Source organism: Gordonia sp. L191, assembly GCF_030077625.1.
Lineage (GTDB): Bacteria > Actinomycetota > Actinomycetes > Mycobacteriales > Mycobacteriaceae > Gordonia > Gordonia polyisoprenivorans_A.
The window spans coordinates 3,532,035-3,554,040 of record NZ_CP125996.1 but is presented as its reverse complement, the minus strand read 5'-3'; the positions used below and the strand labels follow the sequence as shown (position 1 = coordinate 3,554,040).

General features: G+C 67.2%; 18 protein-coding genes and 1 tRNA gene. 10 read left to right on the top strand and 9 right to left on the bottom strand.

The genetic code is table 11. The annotated features are described in order from the left end of the window. Positions 1-218 precede the first annotated feature (218 nt). Positions 219-1,478, top strand: coding sequence for a chloride channel protein (locus tag QNM97_RS16080; RefSeq protein ID WP_283823225.1), 1,260 nt, complete (start codon positions 219-221; stop codon positions 1,476-1,478). A 97-nt stretch (positions 1,479-1,575) separates the two neighbouring features. Here QNM97_RS16080 and cynS read toward each other — a convergent pair whose 3' ends face one another. Next, positions 1,576-2,028: a cyanase gene (gene cynS / locus QNM97_RS16075; protein ID WP_283819352.1), complete on the bottom strand. Its 453-nt coding sequence runs from the start codon at positions 2,026-2,028 to the stop codon at positions 1,576-1,578. Positions 2,029-2,148: 120 nt separating this feature from the next. Here cynS and QNM97_RS16070 point away from each other — a divergent pair, with 120 nt between their 5' ends. Next, positions 2,149-2,403, top strand: a complete 255-nt coding sequence (locus QNM97_RS16070) for a hypothetical protein (RefSeq protein ID WP_283819351.1) — start codon at positions 2,149-2,151, stop codon at positions 2,401-2,403. A gap of 155 nt (positions 2,404-2,558) precedes the next feature. On the opposite strand, the gene QNM97_RS16065 is transcribed toward QNM97_RS16070, so the two are convergent. Together QNM97_RS16065 and QNM97_RS16060 are read right to left on the bottom strand one after the other, a co-directional pair. Beyond that, positions 2,559-3,029, bottom strand: coding sequence for a hypothetical protein (locus QNM97_RS16065; RefSeq protein WP_283819350.1), 471 nt, complete (start codon positions 3,027-3,029; stop codon positions 2,559-2,561). 531 nt (positions 3,030-3,560) lie between these two features. Beyond that, a tRNA-Leu gene (locus QNM97_RS16060) sits at positions 3,561-3,637 on the bottom strand. Between the two features lie 163 nt (positions 3,638-3,800). On the opposite strand from QNM97_RS16060, the gene QNM97_RS16055 reads away from it, so the two are divergent. The 3 genes from QNM97_RS16055 to QNM97_RS16045 all read left to right on the top strand — a co-directional run bounded on the left by QNM97_RS16055 (position 3,801) and on the right by QNM97_RS16045 (position 7,771). Beyond that, complete coding sequence (locus tag QNM97_RS16055) at positions 3,801-6,158, top strand: MMPL family transporter (protein WP_283819349.1); 2,358 nt, start codon at positions 3,801-3,803, stop codon at positions 6,156-6,158. After that, positions 6,112-6,792 carry a TetR/AcrR family transcriptional regulator gene (locus QNM97_RS16050; RefSeq protein ID WP_283819348.1) on the top strand — a complete coding sequence of 227 codons (681 nt, stop codon included), beginning with the start codon at positions 6,112-6,114 and terminating at the stop codon, positions 6,790-6,792. The genes QNM97_RS16055 and QNM97_RS16050 overlap by 47 nt, the downstream gene beginning before the upstream one ends. A gap of 121 nt (positions 6,793-6,913) precedes the next feature. Continuing rightward, positions 6,914-7,771: a Bax inhibitor-1/YccA family protein gene (locus tag QNM97_RS16045; protein WP_014359401.1), complete on the top strand. Its 858-nt coding sequence runs from the start codon at positions 6,914-6,916 to the stop codon at positions 7,769-7,771. Between the two features lie 69 nt (positions 7,772-7,840). Here QNM97_RS16045 and QNM97_RS16040 read toward each other — a convergent pair whose 3' ends face one another. Further along, positions 7,841-9,064: an acetyl-CoA C-acetyltransferase gene (locus QNM97_RS16040; RefSeq protein ID WP_283819347.1), complete on the bottom strand. Its 1,224-nt coding sequence runs from the start codon at positions 9,062-9,064 to the stop codon at positions 7,841-7,843. A gap of 10 nt (positions 9,065-9,074) precedes the next feature. After that, positions 9,075-9,725, bottom strand: coding sequence for a TetR/AcrR family transcriptional regulator (locus tag QNM97_RS16035; RefSeq protein ID WP_283819346.1), 651 nt, complete (start codon positions 9,723-9,725; stop codon positions 9,075-9,077). A gap of 85 nt (positions 9,726-9,810) precedes the next feature. On the opposite strand from QNM97_RS16035, the gene QNM97_RS16030 reads away from it, so the two are divergent. Further along, positions 9,811-11,211: an MDR family MFS transporter gene (locus QNM97_RS16030; protein ID WP_283819345.1), complete on the top strand. Its 1,401-nt coding sequence runs from the start codon at positions 9,811-9,813 to the stop codon at positions 11,209-11,211. A 37-nt stretch (positions 11,212-11,248) separates the two neighbouring features. Here the strand turns inward: QNM97_RS16030 and QNM97_RS16025 are convergent, their stop codons facing one another. Beyond that, positions 11,249-12,187: an SGNH/GDSL hydrolase family protein gene (locus QNM97_RS16025; protein ID WP_283823224.1), complete on the bottom strand. Its 939-nt coding sequence runs from the start codon at positions 12,185-12,187 to the stop codon at positions 11,249-11,251. A 139-nt stretch (positions 12,188-12,326) separates the two neighbouring features. Here QNM97_RS16025 and QNM97_RS16020 point away from each other — a divergent pair, with 139 nt between their 5' ends. Genes QNM97_RS16020 through ilvA form a run of 3 tightly spaced genes read left to right on the top strand, consistent with a single transcriptional unit; the run spans position 12,327 to position 16,129 of the window. Continuing rightward, positions 12,327-13,727: a cystathionine beta-synthase gene (locus tag QNM97_RS16020; RefSeq protein ID WP_283819344.1), complete on the top strand. Its 1,401-nt coding sequence runs from the start codon at positions 12,327-12,329 to the stop codon at positions 13,725-13,727. Positions 13,728-13,766: 39 nt separating this feature from the next. After that, positions 13,767-14,921 carry a cystathionine gamma-synthase gene (locus QNM97_RS16015; RefSeq protein ID WP_283819343.1) on the top strand — a complete coding sequence of 385 codons (1,155 nt, stop codon included), beginning with the start codon at positions 13,767-13,769 and terminating at the stop codon, positions 14,919-14,921. An 8-nt stretch (positions 14,922-14,929) separates the two neighbouring features. Then, positions 14,930-16,129 (top strand): threonine ammonia-lyase, encoded by a 1,200-nt coding sequence (gene ilvA, locus QNM97_RS16010; protein ID WP_283819342.1) that lies wholly within the window; start codon positions 14,930-14,932, stop codon positions 16,127-16,129. A gap of 49 nt (positions 16,130-16,178) precedes the next feature. Here ilvA and QNM97_RS16005 read toward each other — a convergent pair whose 3' ends face one another. Further along, positions 16,179-16,697 (bottom strand): SRPBCC family protein, encoded by a 519-nt coding sequence (locus QNM97_RS16005; protein ID WP_283819341.1) that lies wholly within the window; start codon positions 16,695-16,697, stop codon positions 16,179-16,181. A 78-nt stretch (positions 16,698-16,775) separates the two neighbouring features. On the opposite strand from QNM97_RS16005, the gene QNM97_RS16000 reads away from it, so the two are divergent. Continuing rightward, a complete protein-coding gene (locus QNM97_RS16000; RefSeq protein ID WP_283819340.1) occupies positions 16,776-20,081 on the top strand; it encodes an AfsR/SARP family transcriptional regulator in 3,306 nt (1,101 codons plus the stop codon). Here QNM97_RS16000 and QNM97_RS15995 read toward each other — a convergent pair. Next, positions 20,063-20,899 (bottom strand): ABC transporter permease, encoded by an 837-nt coding sequence (locus tag QNM97_RS15995; RefSeq protein WP_283819339.1) that lies wholly within the window; start codon positions 20,897-20,899, stop codon positions 20,063-20,065. The genes QNM97_RS16000 and QNM97_RS15995 overlap by 19 nt on opposite strands. Beyond that, on the bottom strand, positions 20,896-21,933 hold the full coding sequence (locus QNM97_RS15990) for an ATP-binding cassette domain-containing protein (protein WP_283819338.1): 1,038 nt from the start codon (positions 21,931-21,933) through the stop codon (positions 20,896-20,898). The genes QNM97_RS15995 and QNM97_RS15990 overlap by 4 nt, the downstream gene beginning before the upstream one ends. Positions 21,934-22,006 lie beyond the last annotated feature (73 nt).

Genomic DNA, 22,006 nt, shown 5'->3' with positions numbered 1-22,006 from the left:
GCGGAGAGAATGGCATTCATCGGCGATGCCGATCGTCAACGTAGGCGCGTTGTGTCCGGGGTCACAATGATTGGTCGACAATCCTATTCCGCGACTGGCCATCAGGTCAGAGGGTCAGTACACCCCTTGGCGAGTGCCTCGCCGACACCCCTCGGCGAGTGGATCGCCGAGCGTGATCCCGGCTCGCCGAGTGACGCTGCCGCATCATGGACAGCGTGATGCGTAGGTTCGGCTGGTTCGTGCTCGGCGTGATCGCCGCGGGTGTGCTGGCCGGTCTCGCCGGTGGCGCCACCGCCGTGGTGCTGAAGGCGATTCAGCATGTGACATTCGGATACTGGTCGGGCACACTGCTCGACGGCATCAGCGCAGCGACCGCCTGGCGTCGCGTGGCCGGACCCGTGGTCGGGGGAGCACTCGCCGGCGCCGGCTGGTGGTGGTTGCGACGTCGTCGGCAACTGATCCCACTGACCGTCGCGATCGAGCGCGGTGAGCCGGTGGCGACGGGCCCTCGCGCGGCCGACTCGTCACTGCAAATCCTGCTGGTCGGGACCGGGGCATCGCTGGGACGAGAGGGAGCTGCCCGCGAGTTCGCGGCCGTCGCCGCAGACCTCGTCGTCCGTCGAATCCCGTTGTCGGAATCCGACATCCGGGTGTTGCTGGCGTCGGCGGCCGGTGCCGGGCTCGGCGCGGTGTACAACGTGCCGTTGGCCGGCGCCTTGTTCACCGTCCAACTCCTGCTGCGTTCGTGGCGCCCGGTCGGGGTACTCACCGCGACGCTGACGTCGGTACTGGCCGTCGTCGCGGCGTGGCCGGTCGTCGGCGACCGGCCGACATTCGTCTGGCCCGGCGCCGATCTCACCGCGGCGGTCGCAGCGGTCGCACCGGTCGCCGTGGCGGCGAGCATGGTTCTGGGTGCAGCATTCTCGCGACTGATGAGCCATGTTCAGCGACAACCGGTCTCGGGATGGTTGGTGATCCCTGCGCTGACCGGTGCCGGTGCGCTGACCGGCATCAGCGCGCTGTGGTTTCCCGAACTACCCGGCAACGGCAAGTCCATCATCACCGAATCACTCAGCGGCGGTGGACCTCTGCTCACCGTGGCGGCCGTCGCGCTGCTCAAACCCGTCCTCACCGCCGTCCATCTACGTGCCGGTGCGGTCGGCGGTCTGATCACCCCGGCGCTGGCCACCGGCGCCGCGTTCGGTGCGGCCGTCGCAATCCTGGCCGGGCGCTGGACCGGCTGGGACGTCAATCCCGCCGCGGTCTCCTTGCTCGCCGCCGCGGCGTTTCTGGGTTTCTCCCAACGAGCACCGTTGTTCGCTGTCGTCTTCGCGTGGGAGTTGGCGCATCCGCCACCGATGTTCCTGTGTGCCCTGGCCGTGATCGCGATGGTGGGGTACGCAGTGCAGACGGGGGTTCCGGTTCTGCGACGGAACGGGATTGGTGGTCGCTTCGCGATCCGCCGGCGTGGCCACTGAGACGTAGCGGTGCCGGCGCCACCCCAGGGTGTAGGCGATTCTGGGGTGGCGGTGACCCGAACGCCGGCACCGGCGACAAGTGGTCCCCGGAGTACGGCTACCAGCGATAGTCGAGAAACTTCCCGTCGAAGGTGACCACCACGCGGTCGCCGTCGGGATCGGGCCGGCGAGCGAAGTCGACCTTGAAGTTGATGGCGCTCATGATGCCGTCGCCGAACTCTTCGTGGATCAGTTCCTTGAGCGCCGGACCGTACACGGCCAGCGCCTCGTGGAAACGGTAGATCGTCGGGTCCGATGCAGCGGCATCGTCGGCGGTGCGGGTCGGTTGGCGCACGAGACTTTCCACGACCCTGTCGTCGAGTCCCAAGAAGGCAGACAGCCTGATCGCCTTGTCGGCGGGAACCGGATGTTGGCCCAGCAGCGCGGCGACCGTCCACACCAGCGGTGCGTCGATGTGCTCGGCGATGTCGGCCCAGGTCAGGCCGCGTCGAATGCGTTCGGCGACGATCAATTCCGCGGCGTGTGATTTCGGCATGATGGCGGTGGACATCGGGTCTCCTCTGCTGGTGCGGATGATTCACCCACCTTGACCACCGTGGTGGCATTCGTCCACCGGAAAGCCGATCCCGCCGCGCAGTGCGCGGCGGGATCGGCCCGGGGTGTGGTGACCATGGGGCTTGGTGACTCAGTGGCTCGTGAAGGCGGTGATCATCCCGATGATGCTCAGCACGATGCAGACCCAGCCCAGCACGATCCCGGCCTGGGCCTTGCCGTGCCCGCCGGGGGATTCGGCCTGCGCCTGACGACGATGATCGCCGGAATACCTGTGATCAGGCCGGGACAGAAGATCGAGACGATCCCCGGCACCAAGCTGACCGTGGCCTTCGTGTTCTTCTGCACCGGGTTGATGACGTTCATGAATTAGTCGGTCCTTGAGTATGGCCGTGTCGGAGAACGGTCGTGGATATGGCCGTCGATGTCGGATTCCCCTGGATGTAGATGATTTCGTGATCGCCGATCCGGGGTCAGCAGACTTTATACAGAAGCGGTGGGCAGCGGCAACATGAGTGCGGTATCTGTTCATCGGACACTTTCATGTCCGCTCACGACGAGGAGAAATTCGATGCGCCGCTCCACTCTCGTTGCTGCCACCGCCACGATGGCCGCCACTGTCCTATTTTCCGGATGTGGAACGAGTTCCGATTCGTCGTCTACGGACGACAGCAGTTCGGCGACGTCATCGGTGGCGGCAATGGCTCTATCCAAACCGGATTTCATCAGAGCCGCCGACGCCATCTGTGCGGCAGATAATTCGCAGGCGTCGCAGAGCGCATCGAGTATTCCGGCGGGCCCCTCGGGTGCCGAGCAGCTGAGGATCTCTTTCTCAGCACGTATCGCACCGAGCTCCAGAAGCTGCGCGCCCTGACGCCGTCGCCCGAGGAGCAGGCTGCCGTCAACAACATCTGGAATGCCCTGGAACAGGGCATATCCTTCGTCGTCAGCAGTCGGGCGGGTCGGTTCGAGAATCCATCGCTGGACAAGGCCAACCAACTGGCGAATGCCAGCGGGATGAAGGTCTGCGACAGCTGAGCGACCGGGTGTGGACGTCGCGGTTACCGGGAGGAAGTTGTTTCCCGGTAACCGCGTGTTCAGTTATTGGTAGAGCCGGATATTGATTGCCGACGTTTCGCTGGCACAACCCAGGGGCCGCACCAGCGCATAATTGTTGAGACCAGGACCGAATGTTGGGAGAAGTCAGAACCGAGTTCTGCTGCGATATCGCTGTGGATCGGTTTGTCGCTTTTGCCGATTGATCACTGGTTGGAAACCTGTTGCAGAATTCGCCATATTATTTCCCTCGGTGGCGGTGCCACGCCCATCGATTCCTCTTGGTGCCGATATTCTCCCGACGGGTGTGCCGCTTTCGCGGATGATGCTGGAGTGCGTTATGGCGTTTCGGCGGATCTGGCTGCGGCTGCTCTCTCGGTGACGGCGGGAACCCGGATATCGGGTCGACTGCTTCATGGGTGTCATGCGCGAAGTGCTGCCCGGCACCCATGGCCGAGGAGAAGGCTCACCCCGTGGTGCCCCCAGTCGGACTCGAACCGACACTGGGCGGATTTTAAGTCCGCTGCCTCTGCCAATTGGGCTATAGGGGCGCGCCAACAGCATGCCACGGCCGCCTCGGATCATCGTCGGCGGATCGCATCTTTGCGCGGTGCTGACGAAAGATCGTCGTCATACGGTGGATGCGGCCTTGACCCGTTGACTTACTACCGATAACTTAACGGGGGTAACTCACCTTCCACGGCTGGAGTGGCCATGCTGGATCGTTTGACCCGGTTCGTGACCGGATTTCCCAAAGCCGTTCTCGCCGTGGCCTTCGTGCTGCTCGTCGGGTGTGGGCTTTACGGCGCGTCCGCGGCGGGTCATCTGCTCGCCGGCGGCTACGAGGACCCGAACTCCGAGTCGGCGAAGGCGGCCTCGGTCATCGACAAGACCTTCGATCGGGGTGGTCCGCAGTTCGTTCTCAAGCTCGACGGCGCGCCGGGAGTCGACATGGCGACCGACCCGACCGCGAAGACGACCGGCCAACAGATCATCTCCGAACTGGGCTCGAGCGGCCACGTGCAGCAACCGATCCTGGCGGTCTGGACCAATCCCGACCTCGCTCCGGCGCTGCTGAGCAAGGACAAGTCGTCGGCGCTGATCGTCACGACCCTGGCCGGCGGTGAGAACGACGCGCCGCGCTACGCCGAGGAACTCGCCCAGCGCTACAGCGGCACGCGCGAGGGCATCACCATCCGGGCCGGTGGGCAGGCGATGGTCTTCCACGATGTCAACGCGCAGACCACCCGCGACCTCGCGGTCGCCGAGGCCATCGCAATCCCCATCAGCTTCCTCGTGCTCATCGTCGTGTTCGGGGGAGTGGTGGCGGCGCTGCTGCCGATCCTCGTCGGCGTCGTCGCGATCGTCGCGACCTTCGCGATGCTGCGCGTCATCGGGTCGATGACCGACGTGTCGATCTTCGCGCTGAATCTCACCACCGCAATGGGTTTGGCGCTGGCGATCGACTACACCCTGCTGTTGGTGACCCGATATCGTGAAGAACTCGCCGCCGGCCGGGACACGCGATCGGCGATCGCGGTGATGATGCAGACCGCAGGCCGGACGGTCACCTTCTCCGGCGTCACCGTCGCACTGTCGTTGTGCGCCTTGGCGATCTTCCCGATGTACTTCTTACGGTCGTTCGCCTACGCGGGACTCGGGGTGGTCGTCGTCGCCGTACTCGCCGCACTGGTGCTGACCCCGGCCATGCTCATGCTGCTCGGCCCGCGTATCGACGCACTCGACGCCCGCCGACCACTGCGCCGCCTCCTCGGACGGAACGCGCCCGCACCGGTCCCGATCGAGCAGGGCTGGTGGTATCGGTTCGTCAGTGGTGTTCTGCGGCATGCTGTTCCGGTGGGTGCCGCTGCGATCCTGGTGCTGCTGGTCCTCGGTGCTCCGTTCGCCTCGATCGCCTTCGGCTTCCCCGACGACCGGGTCCTGCCGAAGACGGCCACCGTGCACCAGGTGTCGCAGGAGATGCGCACCGACTTCGCCGAGAACCTCTCGGGCGCACTGACCGTCGTCGTCACCGGTGGTACTGACCGGACACGCATCGAGTACGCCCAAACGCTGTCGCGTGTCGACGGGATCAGTTCGGTGTCGGGCGCCGCCGGCACCTTCGTCGACGGCAGGCAAGTGGCACCACCGCAGCCCGGTGACCTCCACACGGCGGCCGACGGCACCACCACCGGGCTGCTGTCGGTCAGCGGCAGCGCCGAGCCCCTGACCGACGCCGGCGCCGACGAGCTCGCAGCCCTGCGTGCCGTGCCCACCCCGGAGGGCATGACGTCGCAATTCGCCGGGCTACAAGCCAGCAACACCGACACCGTCGACTCCATTTACGCCCATCTGCCGTGGGTGCTCGGTGTGATCGCCATCGCCACGTTCATCCTGCTGTTCCTGTTCACCGGAAGCGTCGTCCTGCCGCTGAAGGCGCTGGTCCTCAACGTGCTGTCGCTGTCGGCGACGTTCGGGGCGATGGTGTGGTTTTTCCAGGAGGGCCATCTCGGCGGACTGGGAACCACCGCAACGGGATTCCTGGTGGCCACCATGCCGGTGTTGATGTTCTGCATCGCCTTCGGGCTGTCGATGGACTACGAGGTGTTCCTGCTCGGCCGCATCCGTGAGGAGTGGCTGGCCTCGGACCGCACGCGCGCGGCCAACGATCACGCCGTCGCCATCGGTTTGGCACGCACCGGTCGCGTGATCACCGCAGCAGCCCTGCTGATGAGTATCGTGTTCGCCGGAATCGCTGCCTCCCAGGTGTCGTTCATGCGTATGTTCGGCGTGGGGCTGACGCTGGCGGTCCTGATGGATGCCACCGTCATTCGCATGTTGCTGGTACCGGCGTTCATGCGGATTGCCGGCCGCGCCAACTGGTGGGCGCCGCGGCCGTTGCGGGCGCTGCACGATCGCATCGGACTCACCGAGGCAGCACCGTCCGACCCTCGGGACGCCGACGAACACCCCACAGCAGAGGACCCCACCAACCACCAGCCCATACCGGACCTTCAGGAGAAACGTGACCATCCAGAGGCGCCGGACCCGATCCCCCCGCGGATCGGGTGAACTGCTCGCGGACGAGATCATCGACGCCGCCACCGACCTGCTCCTCGACGAGGCAGATGCGTCGGCGGTGTCGATCCGTGCCGTCGCCACCCGCGTCGGGGTGACGCCGCCATCGATCTATTTGCACTTCGCCGACAAGGACGCACTTCTCGACGCCGTGTGCGCCCACTACTTCGGGCAACTCGATGAGAAGCTGGCCGACGCCGAGCACGGTGTCGCAGACCCACTGGAGCGGGCACTGAGCCTCGGGATGGCCTATATCCGTTTCGCCTTGTCGACCCCTGTGCTCTACCGGCAGGCATTTTCCCGTGTCACCGAGGAGACCCCGACACGGGTCGACGAGGTGCTCGCCACGTCGGCGGTTGTGCGGTTCTCCCGCACCGTGAGCGAACTCGCCGAGGCTGGGATGTTCGAGGCCGAGGAGGTTGCCGACATCGTGCTCGAATGGTGGTCGGCCGCCCATGGTATTGCCTCGCTGATGATCTCCAAACCCAGCCTGAACTGGGGTGACGACCTCGAACGTGCTGAGACGATGCTGCGGTCGATGTGTCTGGGCCGGGCCGTGATGGGTGTGACCGCAGCCCGAGAGTCCGACGAGGTCCGCAGACTGCTGACCAAGTTGGGCACCCGCTGACCGATTTGTCGGACCCGGCTTCTGACGCGAATGGTCAAGAGAAGGTAAAGTCGGAACTCTGACGGGTGATCGCCCGTTGTCCAGACGAGATACCCACTCACGTTCAGATAGGGAGCGCCAGGTGCGAGATAGCAGCAATCCGGTGATGCGCGGCGTGGTCCGCGACAATCAGACCGCCGGCGGCTATGCGGGCTTCGGCACCGGTGCGGCCGGTGCCGGTCAGGCAGCCATGTACAACCAGTACGGCCAGCAGGTGCCGCCGTACACCCAGCAGCCCACCACCACGACCCGGCAGCTCACCATCGATGACGTCGTCACCAAGACCGCCATCACCCTGGGCGTACTCACCATCTCGGCGATCGCGGCCTACTTCCTGGTCTCGGCGAACGAAGCGCTGGCGATGCCGCTGTTCGGCATCGGTGCCATCGTCGGGCTCGTCCTGGTACTGATCGCCTCGTTCGGTCGCAAGCAGGACAATCCGGCGATCGTGCTGGGGTATGCGGTGTTCGAGGGCTTGTTCGTCGGATCGATCTCCTACGTCTTCGCCAACTGGATGGTCAGCGGCACCAGTGCCGGTGCACTGATCGGGCAGGCCGTGTTGGGCACCTTCGGTGTGTTCTTCGGCATGTTGCTGGTCTACAAGGTCGGTGCGATCCGCGTGACCCCGCGGTTCACCCGGATGCTGTTCGCCGGGCTCATCGGCGTCATCGTGCTGATGGTCGGCAACCTGATCATGAGCTTGTTCACCGGCGGTGCCGGCATCCTGCGTGACGGTGGCCCGATCGCGATCATCTTCTCGCTGATCTGCATCGCGCTGGCCGCGTTCAGCTTCCTCGTCGACTTCGATGCCGCTGACCGCCTCATCCGCGCCGGCGCCCCCGACCGCGCCGCCTGGGGTGTGGCCCTGGGCCTGACGGTCACCCTGGTCTGGCTCTACGTCGAGATCCTGCGACTGCTGAGCTACTTCCAGTCGGACTAGTCCTCAGGCATCAAAGAAGAACCCCATTCCTTCGCCGAAGGAGCGGGGTTCTTCTTTGTTCTGATCAGCTCAGCGCAGGCGCTCGAGCACCATCGCCATGCCCTGACCGCCACCGACGCACATCGACTCGATGCCGAAGGTCTTGTCGTGGGTCTGCAGGTTGTTCAGCAGGGTGGTGGTGATGCGGGCGCCGGTCATGCCGAAGGGGTGGCCGAGGGCGATCGCACCGCCGGAGACGTTGAGCTTGTCGTGGTCGATGCCGAGGGCGTCGGCCGAGCCGAGCACCTGCACCGCGAAGGCCTCGTTGATCTCGACCAGGTCGATGTCGGACAACGACATCCCCGACACCTTCAGTACCTTGCGGATCGCCTCGATCGGGCCGAGTCCCATGATCTCCGGTGACAGTCCGGTTGCGGCGGTGGCGACCACGCGGGCCAACGGGGTGAGCCCGAGCGCCTTAGCCTTGGTGTCGCTCATGATCACCAGGGCGGCCGCGCCGTCATTGAGCGGGCAGGCGTTGCCCGCGGTGATGGTGCCGTCGGGTCGGAACACCGGCTTGAGCTGGCTGACCTTCTCGTAGGTGGTGCCGGCGCGCGGGCCGTCGTCGGTGCTGACCACGGTGCCGTCAGGCAGGGTGACCGGATCGATCTCGCGCTCGAAGAAGCCGGCCTTGATGGCATCTTCTGCGAGGTTCTGGCTGCGCACTCCCCAACGATCCTGATCCTCGCGGGAGATGCCGGTGGAGCTCGCGACGTTCTCGGCGGTTTGGCCCATCGCGATGTAGACGTCGGGCAGGATGCCGTCCTCGCGCGGATCGTGCCACGCCGGGGCGCCGCCCTGAGCGGTCTTCTCGGTGCGGGCGATCGCGTCGTCGAAGATGGGGTTCTTGGAGTTCGGGGCGCCGTCGGCACCACCGGAGATCCCGAAGCTCGAGACGCTTTCGACGCCGCCGGAGATGAAGACGTCACCCTCGCCGGAGCGGATTGCGTGCAACGCCATCCTGGTGGTCTGCAACGACGACGAGCAGTAGCGGTTCACCGTGACACCGGGGATGTGGTCGTAGCCGAGTTCGACGGCGAGCACCCGGCCGATGTTGTAGCCACCCTGTCCGGCGGGCTGGCCGATGCCCCAGTGGATGTCTTCGATGTCGGTCGGGTCGAGTTCGGGAACCTTCGCCAGAGCGGCGGCGATCATCTGGCGAGAGAGTTCGTCGGGACGGATGTCCTTCAGGGACCCCTTCCCGGCGCGGCCGATCGGGGAGCGGGCATGGGCGACAATCACTGCTTCAGGCATGTGGCCCAGATTACTGGACCGCGCGATGCGGCCGACCAGGCGCCATCGGGTGCGGGCGGCTATCCGGGCCAGGCGTGACCAACGGCAGGAAGACCTCATCGACGATTTGCTCAAGGGTCTCATCGGCCACTGGTGCGAGCGTCATCATCACCTCGTGCCGGTAGAGGTCGAACGGCACGGCAACCACTCGCGCGGTGAGTCGGGTCGGGTCGACCTCGCCACGGGCGACAGCTCGCTCGAGGATTGTCTCGACAGCCGAGTATCGTTCGCCGATCAGCACCGCGCGCAAGTCGCGTGGCGTGTCCCCGGTCTCGGCATAGAATTCGCCGAGCGCGGCGCTGAGCACGACGAGGAAGTTCGACCGGTTGTGGTTGGCGTCGCGCAGCGCCGCGAGCAGATCCCCGCGCAGCGTCCCGGTATCGGCGAGGACAGGAGCGGCCAGCTCGCCGCGGCGTCGGATCACCGCACGCACCAGGTCGGCGCGGTCGGTCCATCGGCGATAGAGCACCGGTCGGCTCGTGCCCGCTCGCTCGGCCACTGCCTCGAACGTCAGGCCGCCGTAACCGCGGTCACACAACTGATCCCACGCGGCGTCGAGGATCGCCGCCTCGAGTTCCGCCCCACGCCGACGGGTCGGTTTCGCCCGCTCCTCAAGATCCACTTGCGTATCTTATCGCGCCGGTCTACGTTCGAGGAATAGATACATATATGTATCTTAACGACTCCACGAGGAACGAGGCCCGCTCATGTCCACCACTGTGCGGAACGGCGAAGGGATCAACGGCGGACAGGCGCCGACGCAGGAGGTACCGCGCGAGGTCCGGCGGGTGGCGACCGCGGTCATCGTCGGACTCGTCGCGCCCATCCTGGACACCACGATCGTGACCATCGCGCTCGACGCGTTGAGTCGGGACCTGCACGCGACGGTGAGCACCGTGCAATGGGTGAGTACGGGGTACCTTCTCGCACTCGCGGTGGCGGTCCCGCTGGCGGGTTGGGCGGCAACACGATTCGGCTCCCGCGCAGCATGGACTGCCGGGCTGGTGCTGTTCTTCGCCGGATCGGTGATGTGTGCGGCGTCATGGAACATCGACTCGCTCATCGCCTTTCGGGTGATCCAGGGATTCGGTGCCGGGCTGATCATGCCGCTGATGACGTCGATACTGGTGGCGGCCTCCGGCGGGGTGGCGCTGGGCCGGCTGGTGGCGATGGTGAGTCTGCCGACGGCGCTCGGGCCGATCCTCGGGCCGGTGGTCGGCGGGATCATCCTGAATTGGCTCGATTGGCGCTGGCTGTTCCTGGTCAACGTGCCGTTGTGCATCGCCGCACTGGTCCTCGCGAGACGTATTCCCGCCGACCGTAGCTCCGCGGCACCGCTCGACATGCTCGGACTGCTGCTGCTCGCGCCAGGGCTGGCGGCGTTGCTCCTCGGTCTCTCCAACGCGCACAACGGAATCGGACAGATCGACGTCATCGTTCCGGTGGCCGCGGGAGCGGTGTTGACCGCCGCCTTCACCTGGCATGCGCTGCGTCGGAGTGGAGTCGCCCTGGTCAACGTCGGCGAACTGCGCCGGCGCTCGGTGAGTGTGTCCTCGCTCGGATTGTGCTTCTTCGGTATCGCGTCCTTCGGTGCGATGTTCTTGATGCCCTTGTACTTTCAGCAGATCAGGGGCGACTCGGTCCTGCAGGCCGCGCTCGTACTCATCCCGCAGGGGGTCGGCGCGCTGGCCACCCGGAGCCTGGCCGGACGGTTCACCGACACGATAGGAGCACGCTGGGTCGCGGTCACCGGCTTCGCGGTGGTGGCCGTGGCGACGATTCCGTTCGCGCTCGCCGGTGATCACACCAACACGGTCTGGCTGATGGCGGTCCTCCTTGTCCGCGGCTTCGGTCTCGGGACCCTGCTGTCGCCGCTGATGTCGGCCGGGTTCATCGGATTGCCGGGCTCGGCACGGCACGACGTCAGCATGCTGAACCGGACCTTCCAACAGGTGGGCGGATCGTTCGGCACGGCCCTGCTCGCGGTGGTGCTGACCGCGGGGATGGGGGCGGGCACCGGATTCCGCGACGCGTTCTGGTGGGCCGCGGGTCTCGCCGCCGTCGGCGCCGGGGTCTCGCTGCTGCTGCCCGACGGACGCGCCGCCTGACAGCGACGGTGAATGACCAGCGACAGCGGGGTGACGCTCAGCGCACCGTGCGCGCGATCCGCAGGATCCTCTCGGTGAGTTTGCTGTTGTCCACCGACGGCGACACCTCCGGCGGCTCGGGCAGCGGCTCGGGACCCCACTCGCCGAGCGCCGCGAGCACCTCCGGAAGCAGGATGTCGGCGGCGAGCCCATATCCGTCGGCCGACGGGTGGTAACGGTCGAAGGAGAACATCCGGTCCGGGGCGTCGCGGAAGTCCTCCGCCAGCAGATCGGCCATCGGGACCGCCCGCCCGCCCCCCGAGACGACCGCTGCCTTCTGTCGCGCGGCCAGCCGCAGCCCCCATATCCGCAGCACCGAGCGCAGCGGTTGGGGAATCGCGGTGATCACACCGAAATCGGGGCAGGTGCCGACCACCACCTGGGCGTCGATCGCGCGCAATCTGCGCACCGCCGACCCGAGCCGGCCCGCCGAGGCGCGGACCCCGTTGCGGGCGGTGACGTCGTTGGCGCCCACCAGGATCACCGCGATGTCGGGACGGTCACCGGCGATCAGCATGGCATCGATCTGCGCAGCCAGGCCCTTCGACGTCGCGCCGACGATCGCCTTGTTGCTGTAGCGCACCACATGCCCGGTCTCGACGGCCACTCGACGGGCCACCCGTGCGCCGGGGGTCTGCGCACCGGTGTCGGCGCCGAGACCCGCGGCGGTGGAATCCCCGAACACCGCGAGATGCAGCTCGATCTCGTCACGGTTGTCGCGGGTCACCCGATGTGGCCCGCTGCCGTCGGGGCGATAGATCCCGTCACCGTCGGGAGCGTTGTCGGTGCGGTGCGGGATGACGGTGCGTGCCTTCTGTGCCTGCCACACCAGCAAGTTGTAGCCGCCCCACGTGATGCCCGCGGCGGCGGTCGTCGCGGCCGCAGTGGCCCCGAGATCGCGCAGTAGATGGTGGTCGGTGGGACGCGGACCGGTCACGGTGAACAGCTTACCGATGCGTCCGTGAGCGATCGGTGACCTGCGGGTCTGCGGGCCGTCACCGCTGCGGCGGTGGTCGGTGATCCGGGAATCGACGTCGGATGGAAACGGCGGAGACGGTTCTGGGACCATGGAGGGTATGCGCATCGCCAATCACGTCGTCGACCTGGTGGGCAACACGCCCCTGGTCAAACTCAATTCGGTGGTCACGCCCGGCTCCGGGCTGGTGGCGGCCAAGGTCGAATACCTCAACCCCGGAGGTAGCAGCAAGGACCGCATCGCGCTCCGCATGATCGAGGCCGCCGAGAAATCCGGTGCACTCAAGCCCGGCGGCACCATCGTCGAGCCGACGTCGGGCAACACCGGGGTCGGTCTGGCACTCGTTGCACAACAGCGCGGATACCACTGTGTGTTCGTCTGCCCCGACAAGGTCGGCGAGGACAAGCGCAACGTGCTGCGCGCCTACGGCGCCGAGGTCGTCGTCTGCCCCACGGCGGTCGCACCCGAGCATCCCGACAGCTACTACAACGTCTCCGACCGGCTGGTCCGCGAGATCGACGGTGCGTGGAAGCCCAACCAGTACGCGAATCCCGCTGGGCCGCAAAGCCACTACGAGACGACCGGACCGGAGATCTGGGCCGACACCGACGGCCGGGTCACCCACTTCGTGGCCGGCGTCGGCACCGGTGGCACCATCACCGGCACCGGGCGCTACCTCAAGGAGGTCTCCGGAGGAGCGGTAAAGGTTGTCGGCGTCGACCCCGAGGGATCGGTGTACTCCGGCGGCACCGGACGGCCCTACCTGGTGGAGGGCGTCGGCGAGGACTTCTGGCCGGAGGCCTACGACCCGAGCGTGCCCGACGAGATCATCGCGGTCTCCGACGCCGACTCGTTCGACATGACGCGACGTCTGGCCCGTGAGGAGGGTCTGCTCGTCGGCGGATCGTGCGGGATGGCCGTGGTCGCGGCGCTGCGGGTCGCCGAGCGCGAGGGCCCCGACGCCGTCGTCGTCGTGCTGCTACCCGACGGTGGCCGCGGCTACATGGCCAAGATCTTCAACGACGAGTGGATGAGCAGCTACGGCTTCCTGCGGACCCCCCTCGACGCCAAGGCCACCGAACCACTCGTCGGCGACGTGCTGCGCGGCAAGACCGGCGCACTGCCGGACCTGGTGCACACCCATCCGTCGGAGACCCTGCGCGACGCCATCGAGATCCTCCGTGAATACGGGGTGTCGCAGATGCCGGTCGTCGGTGCCGAGCCGCCGGTGATGGCCGGCGAGGTCGCCGGAGCGGTCACCGAGCGGGATCTGCTCAGCGCCGTGTTCGAGGGCCGCGCCAGCCTCGCCGACCCGGTGTCGGCGCACATGGGAGAACCGTTCCCGCTCATCGGTTCCGGTGAGCCGGTGTCGGCGGCGACCAAGTCGCTCTCGGACACCGACGCGCTGATGGTGGTCGAGGACGGCAAGCCGATCGGCGTGATCACCCGCCACGATCTGCTGGCCTTCGTCAGCACCCACCCGACCATCACCGCCGGCTGACACCGGCTCCCCCGACGTCCACCGACGAGGAGTTATTCCGTGAGTTCCCAGCAGCGTCCCCGCGGCTTCGCGACCGACGCCATCCACGCCGGCTACGAGCCCAACCCGCTCAACGGTGCGGTCAACGTCCCGATCTATGCCAGCTCGACCTTCGCCCAGGACGGCGTAGGCGGCATGCGCGACGGATTCGAGTACGCCCGCACCGGCAACCCGACGCGTCGGGTGCTCGAGGCGAACATCGCCGCCATCGAACACGGCACCTACGGACGGGGTTTCGCCTCCGGGATGGCCGCCACCGACGCCTTGCTGCGCGCGTGCCTGCGCCCGGGGGACCATCTGGTCATCCCCAATGACGCCTACGGCGGCACCTTCCGGCTCATCGACAAGGTCTTCTCCCAGTGGGGCATCACCTATTCGGTCGCGCCGGTCACCGACGCCGATGCCATCCGTGCGGCGATCACCCCGCAGACGAAGCTGGTGTGGGTCGAGACTCCCACCAACCCGCTGCTCAACGTCGGCGACATCGAACAGACCGCCGCGATCGCCCATGACGCCGGCGCAAAATTGGTGGTGGACAACACCTTTGCCACTCCTTATCTGCAGCAGCCGCTGTCGCTGGGGGCTGACGTCGTGCTGCACTCGACGACGAAATACCTCGGCGGGCACTCCGATGTGGTCGGCGGCGCCCTGGTCACCGACGACGCCGAACTGGACGACGCGATCGCCTTCTTGCAGAACGGGGCCGGTGCGGTACCGGGGCCCTTCGACGCCTACCTGACCATGCGCGGCATCAAGACGCTGGCGGTGCGGATGGAAAAGCACTGCGACAACGCCGAAGCCGTCGTCGAGTTCTTGTCCGAGCACGACCGGATCGACCGCGTGCTCTATCCGGGACTGCCGATGCATCCGGGGTACGAGGTCGCGAGCAAGCAGATGAAGCGTTTCGGCGGGATGGTGTCGGTGCTGGTCGCCGGCGGCATCGAGGAGGCACAGAAGTTCTGCGCACGCACCGAGGTGTTCACCCTCGCCGAATCCCTGGGCGGGATCGAGTCACTCATCGAGCATCCCGGCGCGATGACCCACGCGTCGACGGCGGGCTCGCTGCTCGAGGTGCCCGCCAACCTGGTGCGGCTGTCGGTCGGCATCGAGGACGTCGACGACATCCTCGCCGACCTGGAGCAGGCACTGCAGTAGCGACGCCGATGCTGATCACCGCGTCCGAGATCGCCGACGCCGTCATCGAATTGCGCGGCGTCATGCGCCGTACCCCGCTGGTTGCCTCCCGGGTGCTCAGCGAGCGCGCCGACCGCGAGGTCTGGCTCAAGTGCGAGAACCTGCAACGCACCGGTTCGTTCAAACCGCGCGGCGCCTACTACCGGATCAGCCGGCTGAGCCCGGCCGAGCGCGAACGTGGTGTGGTCGCGGCCAGTGCGGGAAACCACGCGCAGGGGGTGGCGTGGTCGGCGAGCAGGCTCGGGATCTCCTCGCGGGTGTACATGCCGGTCGGTGCAGCCCTGCCCAAGATTGCCGCCACCCGCGCCTACGGCGCCGAGGTGGAGCTGGTTGGTGCCACGATTGACGAATCCCTGGTTGCCGCACGCGAGTTCGCCGAGCGAACCGGGGCAGTGCTGATCCACCCGTTCGATCATCGCGACATCGTGATCGGGCAGGCGACCGTCGGGGTGGAGATCTGCGAGCAGATGCCCGACGTCGGCACGATCGTGGTGCCGCTCGGCGGTGGCGGGCTGCTCGCCGGGATCGCCGCCGCGGTCAAACCCGTGCGCCCCGACGTACGGATCATCGGTGTCCAGGCCGCCGACGCGGCCGCGTGGCCGCAGTCGTTGGCCGCCGGCTCGCCGACGGCCGCGGCGCGGATGGCGACGATGGCCGACGGCATCGCGGTGGCACTACCGGGGGAGGTTCCGTTCGCCCATGTCACCGAACTCGTCGACGACGTCGTCACCGTCGACGAGGACGCGTTGGCAACCGCGTTGCTCCTGATGCTCGAGCGCGCCAAGCTCCTCGTCGAACCGGCGGGAGCCGCCGGGGTCGCGGCGGTGGTGGAAGGCGTCTGCGGGCAGTTGTCGGGGCCGGTGTGCGTGGTGGCCTCCGGCGGCAACATCGATCCGCTCGTGCTCAGCCACGTCACCACGACCGGACTGAGCGCTGCCGGACGCTTCCTCACCGTCACCGCCACGGTGCCCGATCGTCCCGGGGGCCTGATCTCATTGCTGGAAATGCTGCGCGATCAGGGTGCCAGCGTCGTCGATGTGGTCCATTCACGCGTCGCCGAGGGACTCGCGCTCGGGCAGGTCCAGGTGACCGTGAGCGCCGAGACCCGAGGGCCCGACCACCAGGCGACGGTGCGGGCGGCGCTGGCACAGGCAGGTTTCCTGCGCTGAACCGTAGGGGCGGCAAGGCCTCGAAGGGGGCAGAGCGCCCGATCCGGGGTCAGGCCTGCGGGGTCAGATGCGCGAAGTGCCGCAGGGTGTCCGATTCGATGCTCTTGAACACCGGCACCGAGGCAGGGTTGGAGAACGCGTTCAGTGCCCGCGACGACGGGCCGAGTTCGAGGGCGAATGCCCACACCAGGCGTGACCCGACCGCCGCCGGGGTGACCTCGGTGTACTCGCCGAAGCGCCGCATCCCGGGGACATTGACCTTCGCGACGCGAAAAGCGTTGTGGTAGCTCGAATTCTCGGCATCCTCGGTCCAGTCGAAGAACACCTCCGAGAGGGTGACGTAGCCGGGGGCAAGTGAGGCCTGCCGGGTGGTGCCCAGTCCGTAGGGGGCCGCCGAGGTGAACTCGATCGACTTGATCGCCTTGCACCAGTCCAGGGTGTTCTGCCGGGTCAGTTCGGCCCACGCGCGCTGCGGGGACACCGGGATGTTGATGTCGATGCGGTAGGAGATCGGTGCCGTGTCGAAGAAGTCGAGGTCGAACGGTTCGAGGTCGTAGGTGCGCGCCATGAGTCGAGATTAGGCCATCGCCTCCCCGTGCAGTGCGCGATGCGTCTGCCCGTCCGAGGAGTCCACTACGCTGGCGGGGTGGCGCATGACGGGGAGGTGATCATCGGACTGCTCGGTCCGGTGTCGGTGATCGCTGCGCCGCACCCGGATTCGGACTCCGACGGACCCCAGGCCACGCCGGTGCCCGGTCTTCGTGCCAAGCGCCTACTGACCTCGCTGGCCCTGGCCGATGGACGGACCCGATCGGCCGAGCGACTCATCGACGACGTGTGGGGCGACGACGCACCCCGGTCGCCGACCTCGGCGTTGCACACCCAGATCTCCCGGTTGCGGCAGTTGCTCGGCGCCGACCACCTGCAGGGCTCGGGCAGCGGATACCGGCTCGTCGGGTGTCGCACCGACCTCGACGTCGTCACCGAGATGATCACCTCCACCGACGATGCCGAGCGCGCGGCGATCTGGTGGCGCGGGACCCCCGGAGATGATCTCGGTACCGACGAACCGGGAGGGTTGATCGACGAGCTGACCGCCCGCGCCCGGCAGGTCGCCGATCGTCTCGACCGCTCCCGTTACACCGCGGCCATGGCTGCCGGGGACGATGTCACAGCCCGCTCGATCGCCGAAAAGCGTTGCCTCGCCGATCCTCTCGACGAGTCGGCACACCTGGATCTGATGCGGGCGCTGGCCGCCGCGGGTCGGGTCGCCGACGCCATCGCGGTCTATACCGGACTCCGTCGACGGCTCTCGTCCGAACTCGGGGTGGATCCGGGCGCCCAGATCAGTGCGCTGCACACCCAATTGCTCAGCGGCACCGACACTTCGGCCCCGGCCCCGGCGTCGGCCGAGACGCCCCGGACCGTGCGCCGCGGCCGGGGCACCGGATTGCTCGCCGACACCACCGAGCTGATCGGTCGCGACGGCGACGTCGATGCCATCGTGTCGGCCATCGAGACCAGTCGGGTGGTGACCATCCAGGGCCCGGGTGGGGTCGGCAAGACCCGCGTGGCCAACCGCGTCGGCCACCGCCTCGTCGATGCCGGCGCCTCGGTGTTCTATGTGCCGCTGGCGCCCATCCGCGCCGACGACGACGTGGTCCCGGCGATCGCTGCGGCGCTCGGCGTCGGTGAGTCCGATCTGAGCGGTAACCGCCCGCGCATGAGCGTCGGTGACCTGCACGACCGGCTGCTCGACGCCGTGCGCGGGCGCGACGCGGTGCTCGTCCTCGACAACTGTGAACAGGTCATCGACCGGTGCGCCCAGATCGTCGCCGACCTACTCGCCGCCGACGACCACATCCGGATCCTGGTCACCAGCCGCTCACCACTCATGCTGCCCTCCGAGCGCATCCACCTGCTACCGACCCTCGACGCGCGAGAGGCCGGACCGGCAGTGCAACTGTTCGTCACCCGTGCCCGCGCGGTGAGGCCCGACGCGTTGTTGCCGCCGGACCGAGTCGCCGCGCTGTGCCGTCACCTCGACGGCCTGCCGCTGGCGATCGAACTGGCCGCCGCCCGAATCCGCACGATGACCGTCGAGGAGATCGCCGATCGCCTCGTCGAACGGTTCGCACTGTTGCGCGGTGCCGACCGCAGCGCGCCCGATCGGCACCGCACCCTCTATGCGGTTATCGACTGGAGCTGGGAACTGCTCGACGAGGACGCACGAACCGCGTTGTGCCGGTTGTGCCGATTCCCCGGGGGATTCACCACCGACGCGGCCGCAACGGTGTTGGGCTACCGCGGATTCCGGCTCGACGACACGCTCGCCGCACTGGTCAACCAGTCCTTGCTCGAGGTCACCGAGAGCGGTGGACGCGTGCGGTACCGAATGTTGGAGACGGTGCGCGAATTCGGCGAGGGCAAGCTCGGCACCCGCCCGGAGGAGTCAGAAGAGGTCGACCACCGGATGTGGCGGTGGGCCCGCGAATTCTGCGTCGACGCGGCCGCACGCTACGACGAGGGTATCGACGACGTGCTGCTCGGCGCGGTGGCCGCCGACGCCGAGAACCTCGTCTGGGTGATGCGCAGTTGCCTCGACCGCCTGAGCGCCGGCGAGCCGTCGTTGCACTCCGGCGCCCCGACCGACACCTTCCTGACCGTCATCCGGGTCTTCCCCGTGCTCTCCGGCCTGTGGATGGCGCGGGGGTTGCATGCCGAGGTGTTGAACTGGGGGACAAGGATTCTCGCGGTGATCCCGACGCCACCGCGCATGGTCGCCGACGATGTGCGGCGAGACTGGGAGGCGTCGTTGCTCGCCGCGCTCGCCCACCAGGTGATGCGCCGTGATCTGCGTGCGCTGGCGAAGGGCCGCTATCACCTGCGCCTGCTGCACCGACCCGATCACGCCTACGACGAACCGACCGATCTGATCGCGGCATGCGCGCTCAGCCGTACTGCCCTCGAGGCCATGCGCCACATCGTCCGCGGCACACGGGTCGCCGAGGAGCGGGTGGCCACCGCGGCGATGGCCGCGCGGATGAACATCCGAGAGAACATGGGTGACCTCGAGGGTGCATTGCGCGACGGGGTGACCCTGCAGAAGCGCGCCGAGGCGAACGGCGACACGTGGATGTCGGCGATGGTCGAGGTCAGTGTCGGCAGCGTCCTGGGTCAACAGATGCTGTGGCGTGATGCGGTGCGTCACTATCGCCGAGGCATCGTCGAACTCGTACGCCTCGGCGCCTACGAGGACGAGATGCAGACCCGAACGTATTTGGTCGTGACTCTGATCGCACTCGGTGAAATGGATTCTGCGGCAATAGAGCTCGACGTCGTCTCGGACGGGTGGACGCCGGATCAGCCCGATCCGCAGGGCAGCCCCGAACTCGGTGCGGCGCTGATGCTGGCCCACGCCGAGTACCGATTCGCCAAGGGGGACACCGATCTCGCCGGTGATCTCTATCGACGGGCCGGTGAGCAGGTGATGCGCGAGCATCCCCTCGGGGCACAGGACCCCGGTGTGCTGATGATGGTGAGCGTGGCGGTGATCGGGTTGATGCGAGTGGGTCTCACAGAGTTGGCCCGCGGCTATCTGCCGATCCTGGGCGACGGTGTGGCGGCGACATTCTCCGCGCTCGGCTGGCACGATTCGCCACAGGCCGGGGGGATGGCCCTGGCCGCAGGATATGTCCTGAGCGCCGACCCGCAGACGCGCGGCGACGGCGCCCAACTCATGGTGCTGTCGCAGCGACTACGGGCTCGTCGGGACTACCCGGGCTTCGTCTACACCGTTGAGCACATGCAAGAACTGTCGGGTCTGTCCGATGAGGAGTGGAAGGCGCAGACCGGTCCGGTCGCCGACCTGCCCCGACGCCAGGCGGCCGCACAGTTGCAGGCCATCCTGGCGTCGAGGCGTGCCGATGGTACTCAGGCGTTGCGCATATAGGCTCGCACCGCGAGCGGTGCGAACACCGCGGTGATGACGGCCGCACCGATCAGCGACCATACGACGTGAATCCCGATGTGTCCGTTGGCGGTCAGTTCGCGGACCGCGGTGACGAGATGGCTGATCGGATTGACGTTGACGAAGCCCTGCAACCAGCCCGGCATGGTGCTGACCGGGACGAAGGCATTGGACATGAAGGTCAACGGGAACAGGATCAGCATCGAGATGCCTTGCACGGCTGAGGCTTTGCTCATCAGGCAGCCCATCAGTGCGAAGATCCAGGAGATCGCGAAGCTGCACACGATGACCAGCAGGGCGGCACCGATGGCGCCGAGGGCGTCGGGGCGCCAGCCCATGATGATGCCCATCACGATGGTCAGTGTGGTGGCGATCAGGTAGCGGATCATGTCGGCGAGCAGTGCGCCGGCGAGCGGACTGATCCGCGCGATGGGCAGGGCCCGGAATCGGTCGAAGACACCCTTGTCCATGTCCTCACGCAGTTGGGTGCCGGTGACGATGGAGGTGGTGATCACCGTCTGCACCATGATGCCCGGAATGATCACCGGCAGATACGAGTGGATGTTGCCGCTGATCGCGCCACCGAAGATGTAGGTGAACATCAGCGTGAAGATGATCGGCTGGAGCGTCACGTCGAACAACTGCTCGGGGTTGTGCCGGATCTTGAGCACACCGCGGTAGGCCATGGTGAACGATTGGCGGATCGTTTCACCAAGGCTCACAGAGGTTTTCACCTTGTCGCGGACTTCGCGCGTGGTGATGGCCGACACGGTGGACGTCCGGTTGAGTGTGGTGGTCATGACTGGGTCTCCTCGGTGGAGTCATCGGTGGAGGTGTCGGTGTCGGTCTCCGCGGGCTTGCCGGTGAGCGTCATGAACACCTCGTCGAGGCTGGGCTTCTGGACGTTGATCTCGTCGACGGTGATGTTCTGTTCACGCATGGCGATGAGGATGTCGGGGACGAGGTCGGGGCGGTGCAACGACGCCGAGACCCGGCCGGCCTCGGCCGACAGTGCAGCGGGTTCGCCGAGCATCTGCTCGACGATCTCCGCGACGCGCGGGGCGTCGGCGCGGTCCGCGGGCCGCAGCTGCAGGGTGGCCGCGCCGATCGAGTTCTTGAGCCCGTCGGCGGTGTCGTCGGCGATGACGCGACCGTGGTCGATGACGGCGATGCGGTCGGCGAGTTGGTCGGCCTCGTCGAGGTACTGGGTGGTCAGCAGCACCGTCGACCCACCGCGGACGAGATTGCGGATGGTGTCCCACATCTGGGCGCGGGTGCGGGGATCGAGGCCGGTGGTCGGCTCGTCGAGGAACAGCAGCGGCGGGGTGTCGATGAGACTGGCCGCGAGATCCAGGCGGCGACGCATGCCCCCGGAGAAGTTCTTCAGCGGCCGGTCGGCGGCGTCGGTGAGGGAGAACTCGTCGAGGAGCTCCTCGGCGCGTGACTTCGCGGCCTTGCGGGAGAATCCGAGGAGCCGGGCGAAGACGACGAGGTTCTGGGTGGCGGTGAGGTCTTCGTCGACCGAGGCGTACTGCCCGGTGACACCGACGAGCGAGCGGACCGCGACCGCGTCGGAGACGACGTCGTATCCGAAGACCGTCGCCGACCCCGCATCGGGTTTCAGGAGGGTGGCCAGCATGCTGACCGTGGTGGTCTTCCCGGCGCCGTTGGGGCCGAGGACGCCGTAGACCGAACCGGTGGGGACGGCCAGGTCCACGCCGTCGACGGCGCGGTTGTTACCGAATGTCTTGACCAGGCCGTGGGCGTCGATGGCGAGGTCGGTGGTCCGAGCCGCGCCACCCGGAGCCGGGCTGGTGTGCAGTGCTGTAGTCATGGACACCACTGTGCCCGGTGCGGCTGTCGTCGCGCTTACGTCGGCTTACGCGTGGTGTCGGAGACTGACAGCA